Annotated in this window: 21 protein-coding genes; 16 read left to right on the top strand and 5 right to left on the bottom strand. The window is 34.0% G+C overall.

The genetic code is table 11. The features are described 5' to 3' along the window. Nucleotides 1-15 precede the first annotated feature (15 nt). The 5 genes from WCV66_RS21355 to WCV66_RS21335 all read left to right on the top strand — a co-directional run bounded on the left by WCV66_RS21355 (nucleotide 16) and on the right by WCV66_RS21335 (nucleotide 6,758). Complete coding sequence (locus WCV66_RS21355; RefSeq protein WP_338786776.1) at nucleotides 16-1,113, top strand: GerAB/ArcD/ProY family transporter; 1,098 nt, start codon at nucleotides 16-18, stop codon at nucleotides 1,111-1,113. Further along, a complete protein-coding gene (locus tag WCV66_RS21350; RefSeq protein WP_066330960.1) occupies nucleotides 1,113-2,174 on the top strand; it encodes a Ger(x)C family spore germination protein in 1,062 nt (353 codons plus the stop codon). The genes WCV66_RS21355 and WCV66_RS21350 overlap by 1 nt, the downstream gene beginning before the upstream one ends. A gap of 118 nt (nucleotides 2,175-2,292) precedes the next feature. Then, entirely contained in the window at nucleotides 2,293-3,618 is a 1,326-nt protein-coding gene (locus WCV66_RS21345) for a polysaccharide biosynthesis protein (RefSeq protein ID WP_338786775.1), read from the top strand. Nucleotides 3,619-3,839: 221 nt separating this feature from the next. Beyond that, nucleotides 3,840-4,340, top strand: a complete 501-nt coding sequence (locus WCV66_RS21340; RefSeq protein WP_338786774.1) for a TlpA disulfide reductase family protein — start codon at nucleotides 3,840-3,842, stop codon at nucleotides 4,338-4,340. A 486-nt stretch (nucleotides 4,341-4,826) separates the two neighbouring features. Then, nucleotides 4,827-6,758: a heavy metal translocating P-type ATPase gene (locus tag WCV66_RS21335; RefSeq protein ID WP_338786773.1), complete on the top strand. Its 1,932-nt coding sequence runs from the start codon at nucleotides 4,827-4,829 to the stop codon at nucleotides 6,756-6,758. Nucleotides 6,759-6,874: 116 nt separating this feature from the next. Here the strand turns inward: WCV66_RS21335 and WCV66_RS21330 are convergent, their stop codons facing one another. Beyond that, on the bottom strand, nucleotides 6,875-7,093 hold the full coding sequence (locus WCV66_RS21330; RefSeq protein WP_338786772.1) for a hypothetical protein: 219 nt from the start codon (nucleotides 7,091-7,093) through the stop codon (nucleotides 6,875-6,877). Between the two features lie 397 nt (nucleotides 7,094-7,490). Continuing rightward, entirely contained in the window at nucleotides 7,491-8,954 is a 1,464-nt protein-coding gene (locus WCV66_RS21325; RefSeq protein WP_413789602.1) for a phytoene desaturase family protein, read from the bottom strand. Between the two features lie 421 nt (nucleotides 8,955-9,375). Between WCV66_RS21325 and WCV66_RS21320 the strand changes: the two genes are divergently transcribed. Both WCV66_RS21320 and WCV66_RS21315 read left to right on the top strand, forming a co-directional pair. Next, nucleotides 9,376-10,419: a M24 family metallopeptidase gene (locus tag WCV66_RS21320; RefSeq protein WP_413789683.1), complete on the top strand. Its 1,044-nt coding sequence runs from the start codon at nucleotides 9,376-9,378 to the stop codon at nucleotides 10,417-10,419. 32 nt (nucleotides 10,420-10,451) lie between these two features. Beyond that, nucleotides 10,452-11,153, top strand: a complete 702-nt coding sequence (locus WCV66_RS21315) for a thermonuclease family protein (protein ID WP_338786770.1) — start codon at nucleotides 10,452-10,454, stop codon at nucleotides 11,151-11,153. Between the two features lie 58 nt (nucleotides 11,154-11,211). Here WCV66_RS21315 and WCV66_RS21310 read toward each other — a convergent pair whose 3' ends face one another. Continuing rightward, nucleotides 11,212-12,249 (bottom strand): EAL domain-containing protein, encoded by a 1,038-nt coding sequence (locus tag WCV66_RS21310; protein ID WP_338789514.1) that lies wholly within the window; start codon nucleotides 12,247-12,249, stop codon nucleotides 11,212-11,214. Nucleotides 12,250-12,791: 542 nt separating this feature from the next. Here WCV66_RS21310 and pfkA point away from each other — a divergent pair. Then, the gene (pfkA, locus tag WCV66_RS21305; protein WP_338786769.1) at nucleotides 12,792-13,751 is read left to right on the top strand and encodes a 6-phosphofructokinase; all 960 of its coding nucleotides are present in this window, start codon (nucleotides 12,792-12,794) and stop codon (nucleotides 13,749-13,751) included. Between the two features lie 578 nt (nucleotides 13,752-14,329). Here the strand turns inward: pfkA and WCV66_RS21300 are convergent. Next, a complete protein-coding gene (locus WCV66_RS21300) occupies nucleotides 14,330-14,545 on the bottom strand; it encodes a hypothetical protein (protein ID WP_157094367.1) in 216 nt (71 codons plus the stop codon). Nucleotides 14,546-14,803: 258 nt separating this feature from the next. Between WCV66_RS21300 and WCV66_RS21295 the strand changes: the two genes are divergently transcribed. Beyond that, nucleotides 14,804-15,079 carry a hypothetical protein gene (locus WCV66_RS21295; protein ID WP_066330927.1) on the top strand — a complete coding sequence of 92 codons (276 nt, stop codon included), beginning with the start codon at nucleotides 14,804-14,806 and terminating at the stop codon, nucleotides 15,077-15,079. A gap of 190 nt (nucleotides 15,080-15,269) precedes the next feature. Further along, on the top strand, nucleotides 15,270-15,326 hold the full coding sequence (locus WCV66_RS26900) for a hypothetical protein (RefSeq protein WP_413789682.1): 57 nt from the start codon (nucleotides 15,270-15,272) through the stop codon (nucleotides 15,324-15,326). A 355-nt stretch (nucleotides 15,327-15,681) separates the two neighbouring features. Here the strand turns inward: WCV66_RS26900 and WCV66_RS21290 are convergent, their stop codons facing one another. Then, nucleotides 15,682-16,110 (bottom strand): hypothetical protein, encoded by a 429-nt coding sequence (locus WCV66_RS21290; RefSeq protein ID WP_066330924.1) that lies wholly within the window; start codon nucleotides 16,108-16,110, stop codon nucleotides 15,682-15,684. 222 nt (nucleotides 16,111-16,332) lie between these two features. Between WCV66_RS21290 and glcT the strand changes: the two genes are divergently transcribed. The 6 genes from glcT (at nucleotide 16,333) to splB (ending at nucleotide 23,126) form a co-directional block, all read left to right on the top strand. Beyond that, nucleotides 16,333-17,172 carry a glucose PTS transporter transcription antiterminator GlcT gene (glcT, locus tag WCV66_RS21285; protein ID WP_338786768.1) on the top strand — a complete coding sequence of 280 codons (840 nt, stop codon included), beginning with the start codon at nucleotides 16,333-16,335 and terminating at the stop codon, nucleotides 17,170-17,172. 248 nt (nucleotides 17,173-17,420) lie between these two features. Further along, on the top strand, nucleotides 17,421-19,529 hold the full coding sequence (ptsG, locus tag WCV66_RS21280; RefSeq protein ID WP_338786767.1) for a glucose-specific PTS transporter subunit IIBC: 2,109 nt from the start codon (nucleotides 17,421-17,423) through the stop codon (nucleotides 19,527-19,529). Between the two features lie 91 nt (nucleotides 19,530-19,620). Then, nucleotides 19,621-19,887, top strand: coding sequence for a phosphocarrier protein HPr (locus WCV66_RS21275; protein WP_066330906.1), 267 nt, complete (start codon nucleotides 19,621-19,623; stop codon nucleotides 19,885-19,887). Further along, a complete protein-coding gene (gene ptsP, locus WCV66_RS21270; protein ID WP_066330904.1) occupies nucleotides 19,887-21,608 on the top strand; it encodes a phosphoenolpyruvate--protein phosphotransferase in 1,722 nt (573 codons plus the stop codon). Before WCV66_RS21275 ends, ptsP begins: the two co-directional genes overlap by 1 nt. 159 nt (nucleotides 21,609-21,767) lie before the next feature. Beyond that, a complete protein-coding gene (locus tag WCV66_RS21265) occupies nucleotides 21,768-22,010 on the top strand; it encodes a transcriptional regulator SplA domain-containing protein (RefSeq protein ID WP_066330901.1) in 243 nt (80 codons plus the stop codon). 87 nt (nucleotides 22,011-22,097) lie between these two features. Then, a complete protein-coding gene (splB, locus tag WCV66_RS21260; RefSeq protein WP_066330897.1) occupies nucleotides 22,098-23,126 on the top strand; it encodes a spore photoproduct lyase in 1,029 nt (342 codons plus the stop codon). The last annotated feature ends 3 nt before the right edge of the window (nucleotides 23,127-23,129 follow it).

Here is a 23,129-nt window from a genome sequence, read left to right as displayed (position 1 = left end):
TGAGGTGAAAGGTCTATGATTAAAATTGCAGAGCGCTTTCAAGTATCGCATTTTTTGGTGTTTTATTTAATCCATTCACTGCAATTCGGAGTAGGTGTATTAGGGTTTCAACGAATAATTGCAGAAAACTCTGGAAGAGATGCTTGGATTGCTGTTATTTTGTCAGGCCTACTCGTACATGCTTCATTATGGATGATTTACCGAATTTTACAGAATTCTAACGGTAATATTGTGACAGTTCATAAGGAGATATTTGGAAAATGGATTGGTGGATTTTTTAGCATTCTTTTATCGTTATATTTTAGTCTTATGGCGATCACTGTACTTAGAACCTATGTTGAAATTCTTGAGGTATGGATGTTTCCTGACATTAATATCTGGGTGTTTTCATTTATCTTTTTTTTGTTAGTCTATTACATCATTAGTGGTGGTTTTCGAGTTGTAACAGGAATAAGTTTTTTTGGAGTAGTGTTGCCTTTTTATCTACTTTTTACATTCTTATTCCCACTCCAATTTGCGGATATAAAGAATTTATTTCCGATTTTTGATCATTCAGTAAAAGATATAGCCATATCAACTAAAAAGATGTCATTAACGATAATTGGCTTTGAAGCACTGCTTGTTTATTATCCATTTATAAAAAATATTCAAAAATCAAAAAAATGGGCGCATCTAGCAGTTGCCTTTAGTACGTTTGTATATACCTTTATTTGTATCATTACACTCATTTATTTTAGTGAGGAACAGCTTGGGAAAAATGTCTGGGCTACTTTAACGATATGGAAAATTATTGAATTACCGTTTGTTGAGAGATTTGAATACATAGGAATTGCTAATTGGAGTATTATTATCCTACCAAATATTTGTTTATCTTTCTGGGCTGCAAGTCGTTGTTTAAAAGATGCATTTGCATTTAATCAAAAATATTCCCTCCTTTTCGTGCTTATGATTGCATATTTTTGTGTGAATTTCTATCAAACACGAGCAGAAATTAGTTTAATAAATGATATCATTGGTCAAATAGGTTTTTATATTATGTTTGTCTATATTCCAATCATATTTTTTCTAACTTTCATCATTCGAAAAGTTCGCAAAGGAAAGGAGAAAATTTAATGAAAAAATTCTTCCTTTTAGTTATTATTCTTCTATTAACAGGTTGCGTGGAGAAGGAAATAATTGATGATGTAAATCTGATTACTGTTACTGGTTTTGATAAATCCGAGGATAATCGTATTGAAGGAACTGCTATTATCAACACCTATTTGAAGGATCAGCCAGTACAAGATTATAAATTAGAGGGAAAGTCTGAAATGAGTAGAGACATTATTTCAGATATGCAAAAAAAGTCCCCAGATCCACTAGTGCTAGGTAAGTTACAAATTGTCTTATTTGGTGAAGAGTTATCAAAGTCAGGAGTAACGGATCTTGTTGATACACTACAACGTGATGCTTCAATCAGTGAAAGGCTTTTATTAGCTGTTACGAGAGGGGATTCTAAAAATATTTTAGGAGCAGACTTTGGAACTCAAGGTGCTTCAAGATTTTTATCAGACTTAATCATGCAAAATAAACTATATCGTGATTTACCAAGAACAAATTTACATTTGTTTTTGTTTCAATATTATTCCAAAGGGCAGGATCCTTACTTGCCGATTCTTAAAAATAATAATAATGGCATTGAAATTGATGGTTTAGCATTATTTGATAATGTAAAGCTAGTTGGTGAGATATCAAATGATAAATTACTTTTCTTTAAGGTATTAGCTGATCAATACTCGAAAGGTTCATATACCTTAAACCTTTCAGAATCAGGGGAAAAAGCAGGAATTAAGAGTATTTCAACTTCAAGAAAGTTAAATTTAGTCTCAACTGAGCCACTTAAGGTAGAAATTTCTGTGCATATAGAAGGTTTTATAAATGAATATACAGGAAAGAAGATCACTCCAAAGGTTGTTAAAGACGTTACAAAATCTTTTAAGGATGAAGTAGAAAAGGAATCTTTAGTACTTATTGAGAAATTCAAAGAATTAAAAATTGATCCGCTTGGAATAGGCGATGATATTCGCTCACAATCACGGAGCTTTAACATTGATGAATGGCGTGATAGGATTCAAGAATTGACCGTAGATGTCAAAGCTGACGTTGTTATTTCAGAAACAGGTGTAATCGATTAGTCTAAGCAACATCTATTTTAGATCAACTCTCCTAAATGCTTATGCATTCCAATAATATTTTGATGTCTTGTCTCATATGTTTTAATTATGGACTAGTTTATTATGAGAGGACGACATCATGAATTCATTTGTTAAAGGTACATTATTACTTGTGATAGCTGCTTTTTTTGGAGAATGTCTAGAGTTTTTCGTTAATATGATTTTGGCCAGAGAGTTAGGGGAGGAAGGAATGGGCTTATATATGACAATTCTTCCAATGATCTTTTTTGTTGTCATTATTGCCAGTTTAGAGCTTCCAATTTCAATTTCGAAATTTATTGCTGAGAAACAACGTGAAACACATTACCATATGCTAAAGCATACGCTTTTTTTAACCTTATTATTTACAATTGCCTTTGTTATAGCTACTACACTGCTTATCCCATATATACCAGTTTTTCAAGGATATCATCCTTACATAAAGTGGTTGGTTGTGCTACTCATTCCAATTGTTTCGTTCTCTTCTATTGCAAGAGGTTATTTTATGGGAGTACAGCATATGGGGAAGATAGCATTCTCCAATTTTATTAAAAAGGTTGCCCAACTTTTACTCTTAAATTGGGTATATCAAACCTTCCAATTTGATTTACAGATGGCATTACTAATTGCCTTAGCTACTTTAATTGCAAGTGAACTTCTTGTATGCACCTATTTAGTTGCTGCATACTTTCTTCAATATCAAATGTTAAGAAAAGAACCTAAGCAATTTATAAAAGGAAAAAAGGTGAGAAAAGCACTGTTTGCAGTTTCATTTCCAACAACTGGATTAAGGCTGTTCCATTCTTTTACACATGCTGTCCAGCCGTTTTTAGTAAAAGCAGCATTAATTGGTGCTGGGTTTTCAAGTGTAATGGCGAATGAGCATTATGGAATGCTCGCGGGAGTGGCGATGTCGATTGGATTTTTCCCTGCATTTATCGGCCATTCTTTAATGATCATGCTTATACCGAATGTCTCTGAAGCATATGCAAATAATGATTCAAGCAAGCTAATTCGTTTATTAAAGCAGGCCATGATGATTACGATGGTGTACGGGACTATTGCTGTTGTTGCTATGTATATGTTTGCAGAGCCTTTAACACATTTGTTTTTTAAATCAACCTCTGCATCATTTTACTTAAAACTACTTTGGCCATATTTTCTCTTTCATTTCTTTATTATTCCAATGCAAGCTTATTTAATTGGATTAGGTCTAGTAAAGGATGCGCTCTTTCATACGATATGGTCCCATGTGATATCATTTGGGATGATGTATGTATTGGGATCATTAGAGTTTCTTCATATGAAAGGAATCATTTTAGGTATGAACATGGGTGCTGTGCTCATGATGTTAATGCATTATGTTACAATCTGTAGAAAATTAGGAATAAGTGTTTATTTCATGAAAAGAAAATTTACATATTAATTTTAGATAGACGGTGAGCGTTAGTGCGAACCGTCTTTTTGGTTTATTAAAAAGGCTCTTTTTCTAAGCGATTGTTCATTTTATAACAAATTATAATTGGTTGATTGGAACGGATTGCGTATAGTTCAATTAGAATTGTATGTTCCGTTCAATTTAGCAGAAACTACTAATAAGATGTTTTAAAAACTTTTGTCAAAAGGGTGATTGAGCTGAATAAAAAATTGTTAGTCAGCATGATCTTGGGCTTCCTTATAAGTAATTTGTTTATCTCAGAAATCGTAGATGCAGCTGAAAATAGGATAATGATCGAAGGAGAAAAGGCAGTCGATTTCACCTTAAAAACGGTTGAGGGGAAAGCATTCAATTTATCTGATTATACTGGAAAAATTGTAGTTGTGAATTTTTGGACTACCTGGTGTACATATTGCCAAGAAGAAATGGAAGAGCTCATTAAATTTCGGGAAGAGGCTAAGTCATTAAACGTTGAGCTTTTAGGTGTGAATGTTACATCATCAGAACAAAGTGAAAATGTAGTTATTCAATTTGTGAAGGACCTTGAACTTCCATTTCAAGTTGGACTAGATGTGCATGGGGAAGTTTCAAAGACGTATCAAATTATCGGGATACCGACAACCTTTATTATTGATAAAAAGGGGATTGTTAAAAAAAAGCTGTTAGGACCGGTTACCTCAGATATGCTCAAGGAATTGATTTCACAGTAATAATGTAAAGGGCAAATTTAAGAGCTAGAAGATCAGAGTGAACAATTTCGATCTTCTAGCTTTTTTATTTCCGGAATTTAGAAAAATTCCGAGGTATGGATATTCTAGAGATCCAACTGCTAAGTCTACATAGATCTCCACGTGCTCTTGTTTAAGTTTTTATCACATATTAAGTACTCCTTGCGCTTTGGATTTATCGAACTTTTCCAAGCTTCATTTATTATACTAAAGGGTATGGATCAGAGAACCACTCCAATTAATGACAAAGAATAAAAAAATCATAAAAACAACTGAGAAAAGTTATCATTAATTTATAATAATTATTATTTAGTAATTATAATAATTATTACTTGAAAATGTAAATTTGTTTGTTATAATTGATAATATATTAAATAATTCAATGGATTTACTCAATTTCTGTGTTTTATATCAAAAAATTGAAATAATGATTATGAATTTTATTCTCAATTAGAGGGAGTGGTTTGAATGGAACTAAATAGTGTTGGTCAAATAACTAATTCAGTTCGGTCAAATAAAGACAGTGGGATTTTTGTGAAATGGAGCGAACAGATCGAACTTATAAATGCAATTATTTCTGGGATTCTTATAGGATTCGGATGGTTCTTTGAAAGCCAAGGAAATGACACAGTTTCAATACCGTTGTTTATTCTAGCATTTGTGATTGGTGGTTATGCAAAAGCGAAGGAAGGTATTGTAGAAACCATTGCAGAAAAAAACTTAAATGTTGAACTGTTAATGATTTTTGCAGCAGTTGGCTCTGCTATGATTGGATATTGGACTGAAGGTGCCATCTTAATATTTATCTTTGCGTTAAGTGGCGCACTTGAGACGTATACGATGAATAAAAGTCAGCGAGAGATTTCTGCATTAATGAGCCTTCAGCCTGAAGAGGCCCTTTTGATTGAAAATGGAAATGAAAGTCGAGTCCATGTATCTTCTTTACATATTGGAGATACAATCCTAGTAAAACCTGGAGAAAGAATTCCTACAGATGGAATAATAGTTACGGGAAAAACAAATATTGATCAATCAGCGATAACTGGTGAATCAATGCCTGTTGAAAGAGAGAGTAACGATGAAGTATTTGCAGGAACTGTGAATGGGAACGGTTCGATCACAGTTACAGTAACGAAAAAAAGTACAGAAACAATGTTTCAAAAGATACTAGATCTTGTACAATCTGCGCAATCGGAAAAATCACCATCACAACAATTTATTGAAAAATTTGAAGGAACATATGTAAAAACAGTATTAGCACTTGTTGCGATTATGATGGTGCTTCCACATTTCGCGCTGGGGTGGAGCTGGAACGAAACGATTTATCGTGCACTTGTTTTAATGGTAGTAGCTTCACCTTGTGCGTTAGTTGCCTCGATTATGCCGGCTACTTTATCGGCAATATCTAATGGAGCTAGAAATGGCCTCTTATTTAAGGGAGGAGTTCATTTAGAACAATTAAGTAAAACAAAAGTTGTTGTGTTCGATAAAACAGGTACCTTAACAAAGGGTGAACCTACAGTAACAGATATTATCGTGTCGGACACAGTGGATGCTGACTCATTTTATGAGGCTGTCCTATCAATTGAGAACCAATCAAACCATCCATTAGCAAAGGCGATTGTTGCAAAAATACAAAGGGATTATCCAAAGCGTATTGCGAATATGACTTCAGTAGATGAAAAATCAGGTTTTGGAGTTAGTGCTGTTTTGAATGACATCAATTGGAAAATTGGAAAAGCAGACTTTGTAGGTCGTCGCGAAGCATTAGTTTATGAAAATAAAGTAAGTGAGAAGCTTGCAAAGGAAGGGAAAACAATAGTTTATGTTGTTCGTGAAGAACAAATAGTTGGACTTTTAGCACTGAAAGATGTTGTTAGAGAAGAAGCGAAATCAGCTATATATACATTACGACAAAATGGGATTAAAACGATTATGCTTACAGGTGATAGCAAATCAACGGCAGAGGCAATTGCAACAGAATTGCAGGTTGACCACTTTATTGGTGAATGCTTACCAGAAGATAAAGTAAATGAAATTAAGGCGTTAAAAGAAAAATATGGTAATGTTACAATGATTGGGGATGGAATCAATGATGCTCCAGCTCTTGCTATATCAGATGTAGGAATTGCGATGGGAGAAGGGACAGATGTTGCTCTTGAAACAGCGGATATTATTTTAATGAAAAATGAACTATCTAAGCTTACAAAGGCTGTTAAGCTTTCGAAAAAGATGAATCGTATAGTAAAGCAGAATATAGTTTTTTCAATGGCTGTTATTGCACTACTTATTTGCTCGAATTTTATCCAAGTGTTAGATCTTCCATTGGGTGTAATTGGTCATGAAGGAAGTACAATTCTTGTTATCTTAAATGGCCTACGTTTACTAAGAGGAAATTAAAAAGCTAAAGCACAAAAAGGACTGAGATCAAGGTAAGTCCTTTTGTGCTTTACTAGTTTTATTTAACTCTTTCAAATTAGGCAGTTAAATCCCCGCTGATTGAAGACTCGTTTAATTTAAGATTCAGTAGCGGAGGGTGTGGAAGTTGTTTCTTCTTCATCATCAGGTCTTTTGCTGACAATAATATAAGAAATAACAAAACAGCAAAAACCAAAGATCCAGCCGAACACTGTACTATAATAAAAAGTATCAATTAATGACATACCGATAATCGGTGAAAAAACTCCTATAATACAAAGAATTGGAACTAAGTAACGTTTTACCCATTGAAGCACGAACAACAACTCCTTAGTAGGAAGAAAGATATATAGAGTTTGTTCAAAAAGTCCGAGAAATAACAATGAAGCCTCTAAAGATAGTCTTCTGTTTCGCTACTTATGTACTGAGAATAGTGGTCTTTCTTCCTGAAAGTATTCTTTTCTATTTTCAGGACTTCAAGGGCCTCCATCAAATAGAAGTAGCTAAACAAAGCTACACATTCTTGAGCTCCTCGGCTCTTTTTTCCTCCCTTTATAAAACACGAATGTATAGTAGATATTATACAAGAAAAAAATTATTTCGAGTACATAAGAAATATTAAAAACATGTTACAAATGTACTGTTTTAATTAAAAATAGGTAAAATTGAACTTTCTTTACAAAAGAGTGAGAAAGTCGCTTGGTCTTTTGTTGCTTACCCAATTCCCTTGTTGTATTTAAGATCCTGTTCCAAGATTAAATCCGCTGTTAGTTGTCCAGATAATGTAACCAAGGGAATTCCACCACCAGGATGTGTTGATCCACCAACAAAGTATAAATTTTTTAACAGCGGACTTCTGCTAGGGATTTTAAATCCGCCATTCTTTTTTCGGTCTGATACAACTCCATATAAGGAGCCACCGTTTGCACCATAATCTTGTTGGAAATCGTTTGGGGTTAATGTATATTCATATTCTATATTTTCTTTTAACCCTTCTATTCCCATACGTTCTAGCTTATTTAGAATGATTTGGCGGTATTCGTCTTTCTTTTCTTCCCATGTTTCGTCCTTTTTTAGTGAAGGCACATGAGTCAATACGTAAAGATTTTCTTTTCCAATAGGTGCTAGGTTTGGATCTGTTTTAGCTGAAATACCAACATAAATAGTTGGATCTGTAGCCGGTATTCCTTCTGTGAAGATTTGTTGGAACTCCTTCTTAGGAGATTCAGAAAAGAAAAAATTATGATGTGCTAAATGCGAATATGTCTTGTTTACACCTAATAGTAATAAGAGTCCTGAAACCGTAGGTGGATATTTTTCTAACCCATTGTGTTCCTCAGGAGTTATTGGTTGGTTGTTTAATAGTGTGTCGTAAGTGGGAACAGCTTCCAAATTGGATACAACAATATCTGCTTCAAATAAACATCCGTTTTCTAGCTCAATCGCATGTGCGTAAGAATTTTGTGTAACAATTCGTTTTACTTTGGAATTAAGATGGACATTAACTTGCAGTTCATGAAGTATTTTTGAGAGTGCTTCAGCAATTTTAAAAATCCCACCTTCGACATAATAACTACCTAAACCAAGATGAATATGTGCAAGATTTGATAAGTTAGCAGGTGCTTGATAAGGTGATGAGCCACTCTGCATAATTAGATAATTAAAAAGCTGCTGAATTTTTTTATTCTTAAAGAATTTCTTTGTACTCTGGTTCGTAGTTTTCATTGGTTCCATTGAAAACAAATCTTTTACACTTAGCATTGTACGTAAGTCTTGAATACCTGATATACTTTTTTTAAATGTGCTTTTTACATGAAAGTCATACATTTTGTTGCAGTAATGCAAAAAATTGAAAAATTCACTAGCATCTTCCTTACACAAAGACTGAAGCTGTTTAATCATCTCTGGCAAATCACTTGTTAAATTAATTAATGTTCCATCTTCAAAAAAAGCTTTCCATTGTGGTTCAATTCTTTTTATGTTTATGTAATCTGATAGCTTTCGATTAGCATTTAGGAAGAGATGATCTAGTACCCAAGGCATCGTAAGAATAGATGGACCTGTATCAAAAGTAAACCCCTGTTCACAGTGTGAATTGAGTTTTCCGCCAAGTCGCTTACCTTTTTCAAGGATGGTGACATCATAATTATCGACAGCAAGGCGTATTGCAGCTGACATACCACCTAAACCACCACCAATGATAATAACTTTCTTTTTAATTTTAAAAACCTCCTATCATTTGATATGGGATGATTGACAAGACAAGGTAATAGTAAAGTATAGGTATAGTTAGAAAACCAACATAAATGAGAACTGGAAGTAAAATATCATTTTATGAAAGAGTAATCTGCTTTCAACTTTCTATTTTGTCCATCATTTTGTGAAACATAACAAGAAAAATGACCTATATTTCATAAATCCTTTAATATATTGAGTTATAAGCTATATGTGGATTTTGTTAAATGTACTTTGTGATGAATCAGTTTTTTCTAAAAGTTTAGATATGGTATCATTATAGTAATATAGTTTGAAAGGTAGTGGGAAAGTGCAAAAGCGTCTTACGAAACTAACAAATTGGTTACAAGAAAGTAAAATTGATATGTGTTTTATCCAATCAAAGGAAAATGTCTTTTATTTAACGAACTTTTATACAGATCCACATGAACGATTAATGGGGTTATTTTTGTTCAAAAATACTGAGCCGTTCTTCGTTTGTCCGCAAATGGAAGCCAGACAAGCGAAAGAGGCAGGCTGGAATTATGAGATTGTAGGGTATGGTGATCATGAAAATCCATGGGAATTAATCCACCAATTCCTTATCAAACAGAAACTAACTATTCAAACACTAGCGATTGAAAAAGAAGTAACATCGTATAGTAGAGTTGAAAGCTTGCTACAAATTGTCAAACCTAGTCAAGTTGTACCTGTTGAAAATATTTTAAATGAATTTCGTGTTATTAAAGATGAAAAAGAAGTTTCCATCTTAAAACAAGCTGCAGAACTTGCAGACTATGGGGTTCAAGTTGGGATTAATGCGCTTAAAGACGGTGTAACCGAAATGGAAGTTCTTGCTACAATTGAGTACGAACTAAAGAAAAAGGGTATCCGCGAAATGTCCTTTTCAACTATGGTGTTATTTGGAGAAAAATCAGGTCAGCCTCATGGGAATCCAGGAGGAAAGAAGTTAAGTGAAGGGGACTTTGTTTTATTTGATCTAGGTGTTATCCTTGATGGCTATTGTTCTGATATTACGCGGACATTTGTTTATAAAACATATAATGAACAACAAAAGCGAATCTATGATACCGTGTTAAAAGCGCAATTAGCTGCATTACAATCAAGTAAACCAGGAATCCGCATTGGTGACCTTGATTCAACTGCAAGAGCAATTATTACTGATTCAGGGTATGGAGATTATTTCCCTCATCGTCTAGGACATGGTTTAGGGATAAATGTTCATGAATATCCATCAATGAGTCATACAAATGACGAGCTACTAAAGGAAGGTATGGTATATACAATCGAACCTGGAATCTACATACCGAATATTGGCGGAGTTAGAATTGAAGATGATGTGCTCATTACGAATAATGGATTTGAAACATTAACGAAATTTCCAAAGGAGTTTACGATTATTAAATAATCGTAATTAGTGTTTTGAAGGGGAAAAGAAAATTGAAAAAATGGATAGTTGTAGTCATTATCTTATTACTTACATCTGGTTGTTCACTTCACCAAAATGATTCTCGTTTTATTGCAGCTGAAGTAATAAGAGTTGTAGATGGTGATACAATAAATGTACAAATAAATGGGGAAAAGGAGACAGTGAGACTTTTATTAATTGATACACCTGAAACAGTTCATCCTACTAAACCAGTACAACCATTTGGTCCCGAGGCTAGTAGCTTTGTAAAAGAGTTGTTGAATGGAGCAAACGTTCAATTAGAGATGGATATTGGTGAACGTGATAAATACGGGAGACTGCTAGCTTATGTATATATTGACGATAAGATGGTCAATGAAATGCTTCTTGAAAAAGGTTTAGCAAGGTTAGCGTATGTTTTTGAGCCAAATACAAAATATGTTGACGATTTTTCTACTATTCAAGAGCAGGCACAGCAACAGGGAATTGGAATTTGGAGTATTGAGAATTATGCAAAAGACCAAGGCTTTGCTGAAAATGAGATTCAAGTAAATAGAACTGATGAAACAGTAAAAGCCACTGAAGGCTGCACAATTAAAGGAAATATTAATTATAAAGGGGAAAAGATATATCATACAGAAGAATCCTCTTCATATAAAGTTACTAAGCCTGAAGAAATGTTTTGCTCTGAAGCAGAAGCAATTTCAGCAGGTTATCGAGCAGTAAAAAGATAAGATGAAACGTAAAAAAAGAGGAAGACCCATCAATGATGGTGCTTCCTCTTTTAGTTGACTACACATTCAATTTTGTATTTTTAAGACCAAGAGTACTCGGTGTTTCGCTTGGTCTACCAATATAATATCCTTGACCTAAATGAACGCCTAGCAATTTTAAATAATCATATTCACCCTTGTGTTCAATCCCCTTGGCTAGGACACAAATATTTAGCTTATTAGCAATTTGAAGAATACTATTTAAAAAAGCTTGTTTATCCTCGTTTAGATGACAATCTTGAATAAACTTCTTATTAATACTTAAATAATCTGGTTGAATTTTTGATAGCTTGTCTAAAATTGAGAAGTTTAAGCCTACATCATCGAGTGCAACCTTCATTCCATAATCTTTATACTTTTTTAGGATGTTTATTAAATGATCTAAATTTACAATGTTTTCAGTTTCTGCTACTTCAAAAACAAGATCGTCTGGAGATACCTTGTATTTCATGGCAATTTGATAGGTTTGTTTGATGCAAAGCTCTGGATTAGATATTGTAGATGGTATAAAATTAATAAAGCTTTTAATCCCTTTTTGAAGTTTATTGTAGCGTCCTTGAATGGCGACCTCTTGAGCTTTCTGATCTAAAAGAGATAGCATATTTGTTTTTTTAGCTACCTCGAATAATTGACTTGGGAAAATCGATTGATCCTTTACACGAAGTAAGGACTCAAACCCTAAAATTGATTCATTTTTCAAGTTTACAATCGGTTGAAGAAAACTGATAAATTCTCCGTGTTTAATGATATCTACCGTATTTTCATGGAATGTATGTTCATAAATTGTTTTCAATGAAAATATGTCAAATGAGTCTGGAAGTACCTCTTGATGAATAGATCCTTCGTATGTAGAAATATTATCCATTTCATAGTGGATAAATGAAAGGTATTCTTTAAGATCTGCTTTCGTTTTATAAGCAATACAATAGTGGGTGGATGTTATTTGAGAAAAATATAGCTTATTTAAAACCTTTATTAATTTCATGTCATTGTTTGGAAAAATGGAAAAATATCCTTCAGGATAGATTATAAGTGGTTGAAAATTTGAATGACACATTACGTCCAACTATATCCCCTCACTCCTCGAAAAATTTGATTTTTCTAATTTTATCAAATTTTATCCAAAAGTAAAACGATTACAGATTTTGAAGGTCTTTTAAATGCAGTTAGGTTCGTGAAATCTAATTTAAAAACCGCGTCGAATAACCGTTTATTCTACATTATTTCTAAAAGTTTACAATTTTGTAACAAACTTTAAACTAAGGTGTTGTATCCGATGCAGACGTTCGCTTTCTGCTGAAGATACAGGAGAATACAGGAGATCTCCTCTGTGTATTAATGAATTTAAAGGGTGTAATAATTAGCTAATTTAATGTAGGAAAAACTTTATCTAAATTGTTTAGAAAGCTATGAACAGGAAACGATATAGTGAGATGCCTATGAGTGTGCATTTTACAATACTTTAAATTTGGGTAAAACGGAAAAGTAATTGTAGAAAATTTGATAAACAATGTGATTTCAATATACATATTTTGAACCAAAACGGTAGTGAAGGCCTATAATATCGTAACTGTTTCTAATTATTAAGGGGGCAATTTCATGAAGAAAATTGCAGTTTTAACAAGCGGAGGAGATTCACCTGGTATGAATGCTGCCATCCGTGCAGTTGTTAGGAAAGGAATATATTCTGGATTAGAAATTTATGGTGTTTATTATGGATATGCTGGTCTTATGGAAGGCAATATAAAAAAGCTTGAATTAGGTTCTGTTGGTGACATTATTCATCGTGGTGGGACGATTTTGTATTCAGCAAGATCGGAAGAATTTAAAAGGGATGAATCACAGCATAAGGCAATTAAGCAACTTAGAGCACTTGGGATTGAAGGACTTGTTGTCATTGGTGGGGATGGTTCATATCGAGGTGCTGCAAAATTAACTGAAAAGGGCTTTCCTTGTGTTGGTTTACCAGGAACGATTGATAATGATATTCCTGGGACTGATTACACAATTGGGTTTGATACTGCCTTAAATACTGTTATAGGTAGTATTGATAAAATTCGTGATACAGCAACATCACATGATCGAACATTCATTATTGAGGTTATGGGAAGACATGCTGGTGATATTGCTCTTTTTTCAGGTCTTGCAGTTGGTGCTGAAACAATATTAATTCCCGAACGACCATATGAAATTGAGGATGTTGTTCAGAGGCTTCAAAAAGGGATTAAACGTGGGAAAAAGCATTCCATTATTGTCCTAGCAGAAGGTGTAGGTTCTGCTAATGATCTCTCAAATGAATTAAAGGAAAAATACCAATTAGAAACACGAATTTCCGTGTTAGGTCATATTCAACGTGGTGGTACGCCAACAGGCTTTGATCGTGTATTGGCTTCTCGAGTAGGTGCTCGAGCAGTTGAGTTATTGGTAGAAGGAAAAGGGGGACGTGCGATCGGAATGCAAAAGCAGGAAATTGTTGACCACGATATTATACAAATTCTTAAGCAAAAAGATGCTCTACCAGAGGGTGTTTATACGTTATCACAACAATTATCGATCTAGAATTGGAAAATGGAAAGAAGCTGACTTTGATTAGTCAGCTTCTTTTAGTCGGTTCATTTAAATTATAAAACCGTCAACTAGTGAACAGTCTTACAATTGATTAGTATAACTATGTAAACATATTTTGGCATCATTAAAGCTGCAGTTTAAATGAAACGAATATGATGAGTGAAGCATTCCAATTGTTTGACGCATTTAAGATATAAGCCCTTCCTCTCTTATATCGATACGGCTCCTAGGCCGCGCCACTAAACACTGGCGTCTGCTGGTATCTTCGTGAAGTCATCATTTCGTAGCGCGCTACTTATGTAATACCCTCAATTTTATTGAGAAAACCTATAATTTTATATTCATAACTTTTCTTTACAATATGTGTTTAACGCTGAAGTGTTACTAATTGAAAATCCAGAATAACTTGTTTAATAATGAGCTGGCTAACGTTGTCTAGTTAGTCAGCTTTCAATTTTGCTTTAAGTGATAAATGATAATAGAACTCTTGAAAGAAAAGATTGGTAGGTACATTGGGGGATGTAGTAAGTAAATTATCTTATACGAAGTAATCAGTGTATTTGTCTGTTTCATGAGACTTTAATTTTTTTGCTCCAGCTTGCTGATAAAATTTGATCTAATGAAAAGCTACGAATTTGATTACGTAAATAACAATATGCGACTACTTTTTCTTTACTTATTCTCCTCACCAGAACCTTCCTTTGAGAAAACTCCCCACATTTTGATAAATAAATAATTTCAATAGGTACCTGATTTTCTAAGCTAAGATTTAGATATTGTTTCAACAATTTCACCTCCCATACAAATCTAATTTTATTATACACGAACATACATTCCTTTATGCAAAAAAACCGAAAATACGTTCGTCATTTATCAATTTAGCTAAATTTGTATGAGACAATAGGGCGATTATTCTTTCTTATTAAGTTTTAAGTTTTACCATATTTTCCATTTTGAGAACGTATGATGATAATAGGAATATACCTGGAATTAGTTAGGTATTTCACTTTCTCATGGTAAAGAGTTGAAAGGGGAGAATGAAGATGACTGAACAGGAAAAAGTAAAGTTAATACAAGAAATCTCAGAGGATATCATTCGAATTTCTGTAAAAGATCTAAAAGGTAAGAATAATAGTGACCATGAAAAGGCGGTTGAATTATTAGCAAGGGCATTATATGATTTTTCAGCATTATATTTATCACCACAGTCGCTTCATGAAGAAGCGCTGAAGGGGACTGTTGCTAAGGTGAAAATTGCTTTTAATATATTAGATCGAATGAAAAAAACAAATGTTGTCGTAACAAGAATAAACAATTAAAAAAAGTGGTTATTTGGTTGTGCGAAAGCAGGATATTTAAGTTGTCCCTTAGGCTGAAATAACCAAATAAGAACATATGTTCCATAATTCATTAAGTTTATGATACAATTAATTTGCAGTCAGCTAGATCAAACAAGCCCCTTTTGAAAGGGGGTGATGCTTGTTGACAATATATGAAAGCTTAATTGTTATGTTTAGTTTTGCTTCATTAATTGTGACGATTTTAGCTTTTTCACAAAAAAAATAGACCTTGTATAGGTCTACAAATCTTATGTGTGATTTACGACTGCAGACTGTGGATGCGGCAACATCCACGGTCAATATTACATATATTATATCATAAAGCGAAATATGATTCAGTAAAGAACTGTAAAATGAAAAAGACGGAATAATCCGCCTTTTTACAAAGATTTATTTGTTTTTCTTTTTTTGCTTTTTAGATGTCATTTCATTTGAAAATTCAGTTTCAATAGCTTGATTCTGTTGTTGTTGAAATTGTTGTTCTTTACTATCATTGCTTTTCTTCAATTTGACTCACCTCCGAAAATAACTATTTTTAACCCGCTCATAAGTGTTAGTTAAAACGTAAAAAAATATACGTGCTACTTAACATTTAATTTTTCAAAAAGTGGCAAAAAGTCATATTCAATATCAAAAAACATTGGTGTATTCTCATCATTATATAAAATAACTTTACCTTGTCCTTTTGCTGCAGGGTTATATAATAGTAAGACTTCGCTCACAATATCTTCAAACCATTTATTTTTTATTTTAAGTGATTTTGTTAAAGGAATTTTTATTAAGTAACCCTGCTTTGGTACTGGGTTTGCTTGTACAGTTACCCCAGTTATTGATTTAATTGCATTCTCCACATCCTTATCTATTTCTTCTGTACTCTCGAGCTCCTTTATAATTGTACTAGTCTCAATATCTAAAACTTTAATCGTTCCATCTGATGCAGAGATTGTTTTAATATTTAAAAATAAGCTAATACAAAAAAGAAAAAGAATGATTTTTATGCTTTTTCTCAATCTAATCACCTCGTCTTTACCATTCCCTAAAAATTCCACTTTACATGTGTAAATATTGGCTAAAAAATATGTAAATAAAAATGACAAACCTCAAAAATAAACCATTTAAATGTCAAGGGTTTTTTTCACTAATTTTTTCTACAAAAAGTGACAAATTCATTGACGTTCCTTGTTAACTTATGTACGATAAAAAAGATTCAATGAAAAGGAGCTGTGGATTTCGTGAAGGAGTCCTTTGAAATAAAAAAATCACTAAATAACAATGTTTTAATTGCCAAGCATAATTCATTCGGTGAGGTTGTTTTAATAGGTAAAGGAATTGGCTTTGGGAAAAAACAAGGCGATGTCATTGAGGATTCTGGTTATGAAAAAATGTTTGTGTTAACCAATCAAAAGGAGCAGGAACAATATAAAATGCTATTATCAGATATTGATGAGGACATGCTTGATGTCGTTCAAGATGCAATCCAATATATATCTGAACGTGTTGAGCATCCATTAAACGAACATATTCACATATCATTAACTGATCACATAACCTTTGCTTTAAAGCGTTTACAGCAAGGGATGGATTTGAAAAATCCATTCTTAATAGAAACAAAATCGCTTTATCCCTTTGAATTTCAGCTTGCTAAAGAAGTTATCGAACGAATCAATCAAAGACTAAATGTACATTTACCTGATGGTGAAATTGGGTTTATCGCATTACACATTCATAGTTCAATTACAAATAAGCCCCTATCAGAAGTCAATCAGTACTCACAATTAATTAGTAAATTAACAGATGTCATTGAGGAATCTTTAAAAATTGTAGTTGATCGAGAAAGTGTTAACTATTTAAGGCTAATTCGACATCTTCGTTATACAATTGAAAGGGTTAACTCTGGTGAATCAGTAGCAGAACCAGAAAAATTAGCTTTTTTGTTGAAAAAGGAATATCCGCTGTGCTACAATACTTCTTGGAAAATGATTAAAGTAATGCAACAGTCATTGAAAAAACCTGTTTATGATGCAGAGGTTGTTTATTTAACAATGCACTTATATCGTCTAACTAATAAATAATAAAATAAATGTAACCGATATTATTCACGTGTTACTGATTCGATCAGGCATGAGTGAACAAGAGGTGTTTTTATTTGCTATTTTGGGGAAGTATACCTATTAGCAGATAAATCTCTGTTCACCATGCCTTTTTTATTTGTTTTTAGACTCCAGTCTAGGTTGTAAACGGTTAAAGCACAAAGTGATTTTACTATTTCATTGTTTTTTTGTTGCTCTTTGTCATCAAAATATATATGGAGGTTATTAACATGTTTAAAAATGCTTTCGGCGTCCTTCAAAAAATAGGACGTGCTCTAATGTTGCCGGTTGCATTATTACCAGCTGCTGGACTATTATTGGCATTGGGTAATGCTTTACAAAATGAAACATTAACTGATCTTGCTCCATTTTTAACAAGCGATTGGGTTGTTTTGATTGCGAGTGTAATGGAAAACGCAGGTAATATCGTATTCTCAAATCTACCTGTCTTATTCGCCGTTGGGGTTGCAATTGGTCTTGCTAACGGAGATGGAGTTGCTGGTATTGCTGCTTTAATCGGTTATTTAATTATGAATGTTACGATGAGCAGTATTTTAAAAGGCTTAGGTGTAATGCCTACAGATTCGGCAGCATTAGCAGAGTTTTTAGCAAGTCATAGTGCTGCTTATGGAAATGTACTTGGTATCCCAACATTGCAAACAGGTGTTTTCGGTGGGATTATTGTAGGTGTTTTAGCATCCTATATGTACAATAAATTCTTTACAATAGAATTGCCACAATACTTAGGGTTCTTTGCCGGAAAACGATTTGTTCCAATTGCAACAGCAGCCTCAGCTGTATTACTTGGAATTCTTATGTACTTTGTATGGCCGCCAATTCAATCTGGCTTAAATGCATTCTCAACAAACTTGTTAGATGCAAATAGAACATTAGCTGCTTTTATTTTCGGTGTGATTGAACGTTCATTAATACCATTCGGTTTACATCATATTTTCTATTCGCCATTCTGGTTTGAATTTGGTTCTTATGTGAATGCTGCTGGTGATACTGTACGTGGTGACCAGACGATATTCTTTAACCAAATTAAAGATGGTGTACAAGATTTAACTGCAGGAACATTTATGACTGGTAAATTCCCATTCATGATGTTTGGATTACCTGCTGCAGCATTAGCAATTTATCATGAAGCAAAACCTGAGAATAAAAAAGTTGTTGCTGGTTTAATGGGTTCTGCAGCATTAACATCATTCTTAACAGGTATTACAGAACCACTTGAATTTTCATTCTTATTTGTGGCTCCGGTTTTATTTGGAATACATGCAGTTTTTGCTGGTTTATCATTTATGACCATGCATCTTTTAGATGTTAAAATAGGGATGACATTCTCTGGTGGATTAATTGACTTCCTATTATTTGGTGTATTAAACTCACAAACAAATTGGTGGTTAGTAATCCCAGTAGGTTTAGTTCTCGCGGTTATTTACTACTTCGGATTTCGTTTTGCGATCCGTAAATGGAATCTTGCAACACCTGGTCGTGAAGATACTGAGGTCGAAACAACTGATGCAGGCGATTCAAAACCAACAACTGCTGGTGAATTACCAGTGCAAATTTTAGAATCACTTGGTGGACAAGAAAACATCAAACATCTTGATGCATGTATTACTCGTCTACGTGTAACTGTAAATGATGCAAAAGAGGTAGATAAAAACCGCTTGAAAAAGCTTGGTGCATCTGGAGTATTAGAAGTTGGTAATAATATCCAAGCTATCTTCGGACCAAAGTCAGATAACTTGAAAACGCAAATTCAAGATGTAATGGCTGGAAAAAAACCAAGAGTAAATAAAACACATTCGCAAACTCAAGAAGTACAAGAACAAGTTGAAGATGTTGTTGCAGACGGTTTGAAAAATAATGTAGTTGAAGAAACACTTGTTTCACCTCTAACAGGGGAAATAAAGGAAATTACTGAAGTCCCTGACCAAGTATTTTCAGGGAAAATGATGGGTGATGGATTTGCAATCTTACCAACAAATGGAACGGTTGTTTCACCTGTCAACGGTAAAATTTTAAATGTGTTTCCGACAAAGCATGCAATAGGAATTCAATCAGATGGTGGAAAAGAAATCTTAATTCACTTCGGTATTGATACAGTAAATCTAAAAGGTGAAGGCTTTGAAACATTTGTTCAAGAAGGTGACATTGTAGAGCAAGGTCAAAAGTTGCTTGAAGTAGATCTTGAATATGTGAAACAAAACGCACCAACAGTTATGACTCCAATAGTTTTCACTAACCTTAAAGAAGGACAAACAATAAAACTACAAGCAAATGGTAATGTAACTGCTAAAGACGAGAACATAATCTCGATTGAACAATAAGAAATAAATACGCCACACTTGTCTTTTGATTCGTGTGGCTGATAAAATAGTATTTTGTAGAATATTGTAACTTAAAGGAGAATGATGAAAAATGGCAGAAAAAACATTTACAGTAACAGCAGAAACAGGTATTCACGCTAGACCAGCAACAGTATTAGTACAAACAGCAAGCAAATTTGATGCAGATGTTAACTTAGAATACAATGGCAAAACAGTTAACTTAAAATCAATTATGGGTGTAATGTCTTTAGGTATTCCTCAAGGCTCTCAAATTAAAATTATTTCATCTGGTGGAGATGCGGACGAAGCAATCGCAGGTATCGAACAAACACTTAAAAATGAGGGGCTTGGCGAATAATGAGTGCGAACTTAAAAGGGATAGGAGCTTCAGCGGGTATTGCGATTGCAAAAGCGTACCGCTTGGAGGAACCTGAACTAAAGATTGAAAAAAAAGAGATAACAGACAAAGAAGCTGAAAAACAGCGTTTTGAACTGGCAATCAACCAATCAAAAGCTGAGCTTGAAAAAATTAAAGAGCATGCTAACCGTGAGTTAGGTGCGGATAAAGCTGAAATTTTCGCAGCTCATTTATTAGTATTAAGTGATCCTGAGCTGCTTAATCCTGTATTAGATAAGGTAAGCACTGAAGGTGTTAATGCTGAATTTGCAATGAAAGAAACGGCTGATATGTTTGTTTCTATGTTTGAATCAATGGACAACGAGTATATGAAAGAGCGCGCAGCAGATATCCGTGACGTTACAAAACGTGTAATCGCACATTTGTTAGGTGTTCAAATTCCAAATCCTAGCATAATATCCGAGGAAGTTGTGATTATTGCAGAAGATTTAACACCTTCTGATACAGCTCAGTTAAATCGTCAATTTGTAAAAGGATTTACAACAGATATTGGCGGACGTACTTCTCATTCAGCAATTATGGCCCGCTCAATGGAAATACCAGCAGTAGTTGGTACGAAACAAGCTACATCCAGTATTGAGAATGGTGTCATGGTAATTGTCGATGGACTTGATGGAGATGTAATTATTGATCCTTCATCAGAAGTTATTGCTCAATATGAAGAGAAAAAAGCAAAATACGAAGCTCAAAAAGCAGAGTGGGCGAAGCTAGTTAACGAGCCAACTGTTACAAAAGATGGCCAACATGTAGAGCTTGCAGCGAATATTGGTACACCTGATGATGTTAAAGGTGTATTAGAAAATGGGGGAGAAGCAGTAGGTCTATACCGTACTGAGTTTCTTTACATGGGTAGGGATCAGCTTCCAACAGAGGACGAGCAATTTGATGCTTATAAAGCTGTTCTAGAAAGAATGGAAGGAAAACCTGTTGTTGTTCGTACACTAGACATCGGTGGAGACAAAGAGCTTCCATACTTAAATCTTCCAAAAGAAATGAATCCGTTCTTAGGGTTTAGAGCGATTCGTTTATGTTTAGAAGAACAAGACATTTTCCGTACACAGCTACGTGCATTATTACGTGCAAGCAGCTATGGTAATTTGAAAATCATGTTTCCGATGATTGCAACAGTTTCTGAATTTAGAGAAGCTAAAGCAATTCTATTAGAAGAAAAAGAAAAGCTAGTTGCAAATGGTGTACAAGTATCAAATTCAATCGAAATTGGTATGATGGTGGAAATTCCATCTACAGCTGTAATGGCTGATCAATTTGCCAAAGAAGTTGACTTCTTTAGTATTGGAACGAATGATTTGATTCAATACACAATGGCTGCTGACCGTATGAACGAGCGTGTTTCATACTTGTATCAACCTTACAATCCAGCGATTTTACGCCTAATTTCAATGGTTATTGATGCAGCACATAAAGAAGGAAAATGGGCTGGTATGTGTGGAGAAATGGCAGGCGATCAAATTGCCATTCCATTATTACTTGGTCTAGGACTTGATGAGTTCTCAATGAGTGCTACATCGATCCTTCCTGCACGTACACAAATTAAAGAGCTTTCTAAAGAGCAGGCTCAAAGCGTTAAAGAAAAAGTTTTAGCAATGAGCACAACAGAAGAAGTTGTTGAATTTGTTAAAGAGACATTCCATATTTCATAAAATAAAAGGACAGGCTACTAGCTTGTCTTTTTATTTTGGTTAAATGTTATTGAGTACTAACAGAGGCTAGGTGCTTTCTGATGAACTTTCCATTTTATATTATGAGCTAAGTTGGGGAACCTACCTTTAAGAATGTACATTTTAGGAGGTTGTGTTTCAATGGAAGGAAACAATTTTCAGATTGGTGAAGAGGTATATGTAATATACCGAAATCCGCATGCTGCCAATGTAGCCAATATTGAAAAAGCAGAAATCGTAGAGCATCCAAATAATCCTAAAGAGTTAGCCCTGTTTCTACACGATGCTTATCATCCTCTAGCTGATGATGATGCTGTCTTTTCAAGCTTTGATGAGGCTGAAGAGCTATACAATCAATTATTTGATTATCAACAATACGATTAACAGGAAATATTTATTTCGATTAACAAATGGAGAATAAGCAAAGGTTATCCATATAGAAGTCTTTTCTATTTAGGAGATGAGATCAAATTGATTAAACCATTTGTACCGCAATTAGTATATATCGAGCCTAGAGCTTTAGAATATCCCCGTGGTGTTGAGTTGAAGGAGAAATTTGAAAAGATGGGGCTTGAGATCAGGGAAACAACATCTCATAATCAAGTTCGAAATATTCCTGGTAATAATCATCTGCAACAATATCGCACAGCAAAGTCTACGCTTGTAGTAGGTGTTAGAAAAACATTAGAATTCGATAGCTCCAAACCTTCAGCTGAATATGCAATTCCACTCGCAACTGGTTGTATGGGTCACTGTCATTATTGCTATTTACAAACAACAATGGGAAGTAAGCCATACATACGGACATATGTAAATGTTGATGAGATCCTTAATCAGGCTCAAAGCTATATGGAAGAGCGTGCACCACAGATTACACGATTTGAAGCATCATGTACATCAGATATTGTTGGAATAGATCATTTAACACATTCGTTAAAATCAGCCATTGAATTCTTTGGTCAAACAAATATGGGAAGGTTACGTTTTGTAACGAAATTTCATCATGTCGATCATTTATTAGATGCAAACCACAATGGGAAAACAAGGTTCCGATTTAGTATCAATGCTGATTATGTAATTAAGAATTTTGAACCAGGAACCTCATCTTTGGATTTACGTATTGAGGCTGCAGTAAAAGTGGCAAAGGCGGGTTACCCTTTAGGTTTTATTGTTGCACCAATTTATATCCATGAAAACTGGCAGGAGGGCTATAAAGTATTATTTGAAAAGCTTGATGCCCAACTTCCATCTGATGTAAGAGATGATATTACCTTTGAAATGATTCAGCATCGTTTCACCAAACCAGCAAAACGAGTCATCCAAAAAAACTACCCCAAAACAAAGCTTGAATTAAATGAAGAAGAAAGACGATACAAATGGGGAAGATATGGGATTGGAAAATACATTTACCCAAAAGATCAAGAACAAGAGCTTCGTGAAACACTTGAGGATTATGTCGATCACTACTTTCCAAATGCAAAGGTTGAATATTTTACGTAAAGG

Source organism: Metabacillus rhizosphaerae, assembly GCF_037201795.1.
In the GTDB taxonomy this organism is placed as follows: Bacteria; Bacillota; Bacilli; order Bacillales; family Bacillaceae; genus Metabacillus; species Metabacillus rhizosphaerae.
Note: the sequence above shows the minus strand (reverse complement) of the source record. Positions and strands in the feature narration are given on the sequence as shown.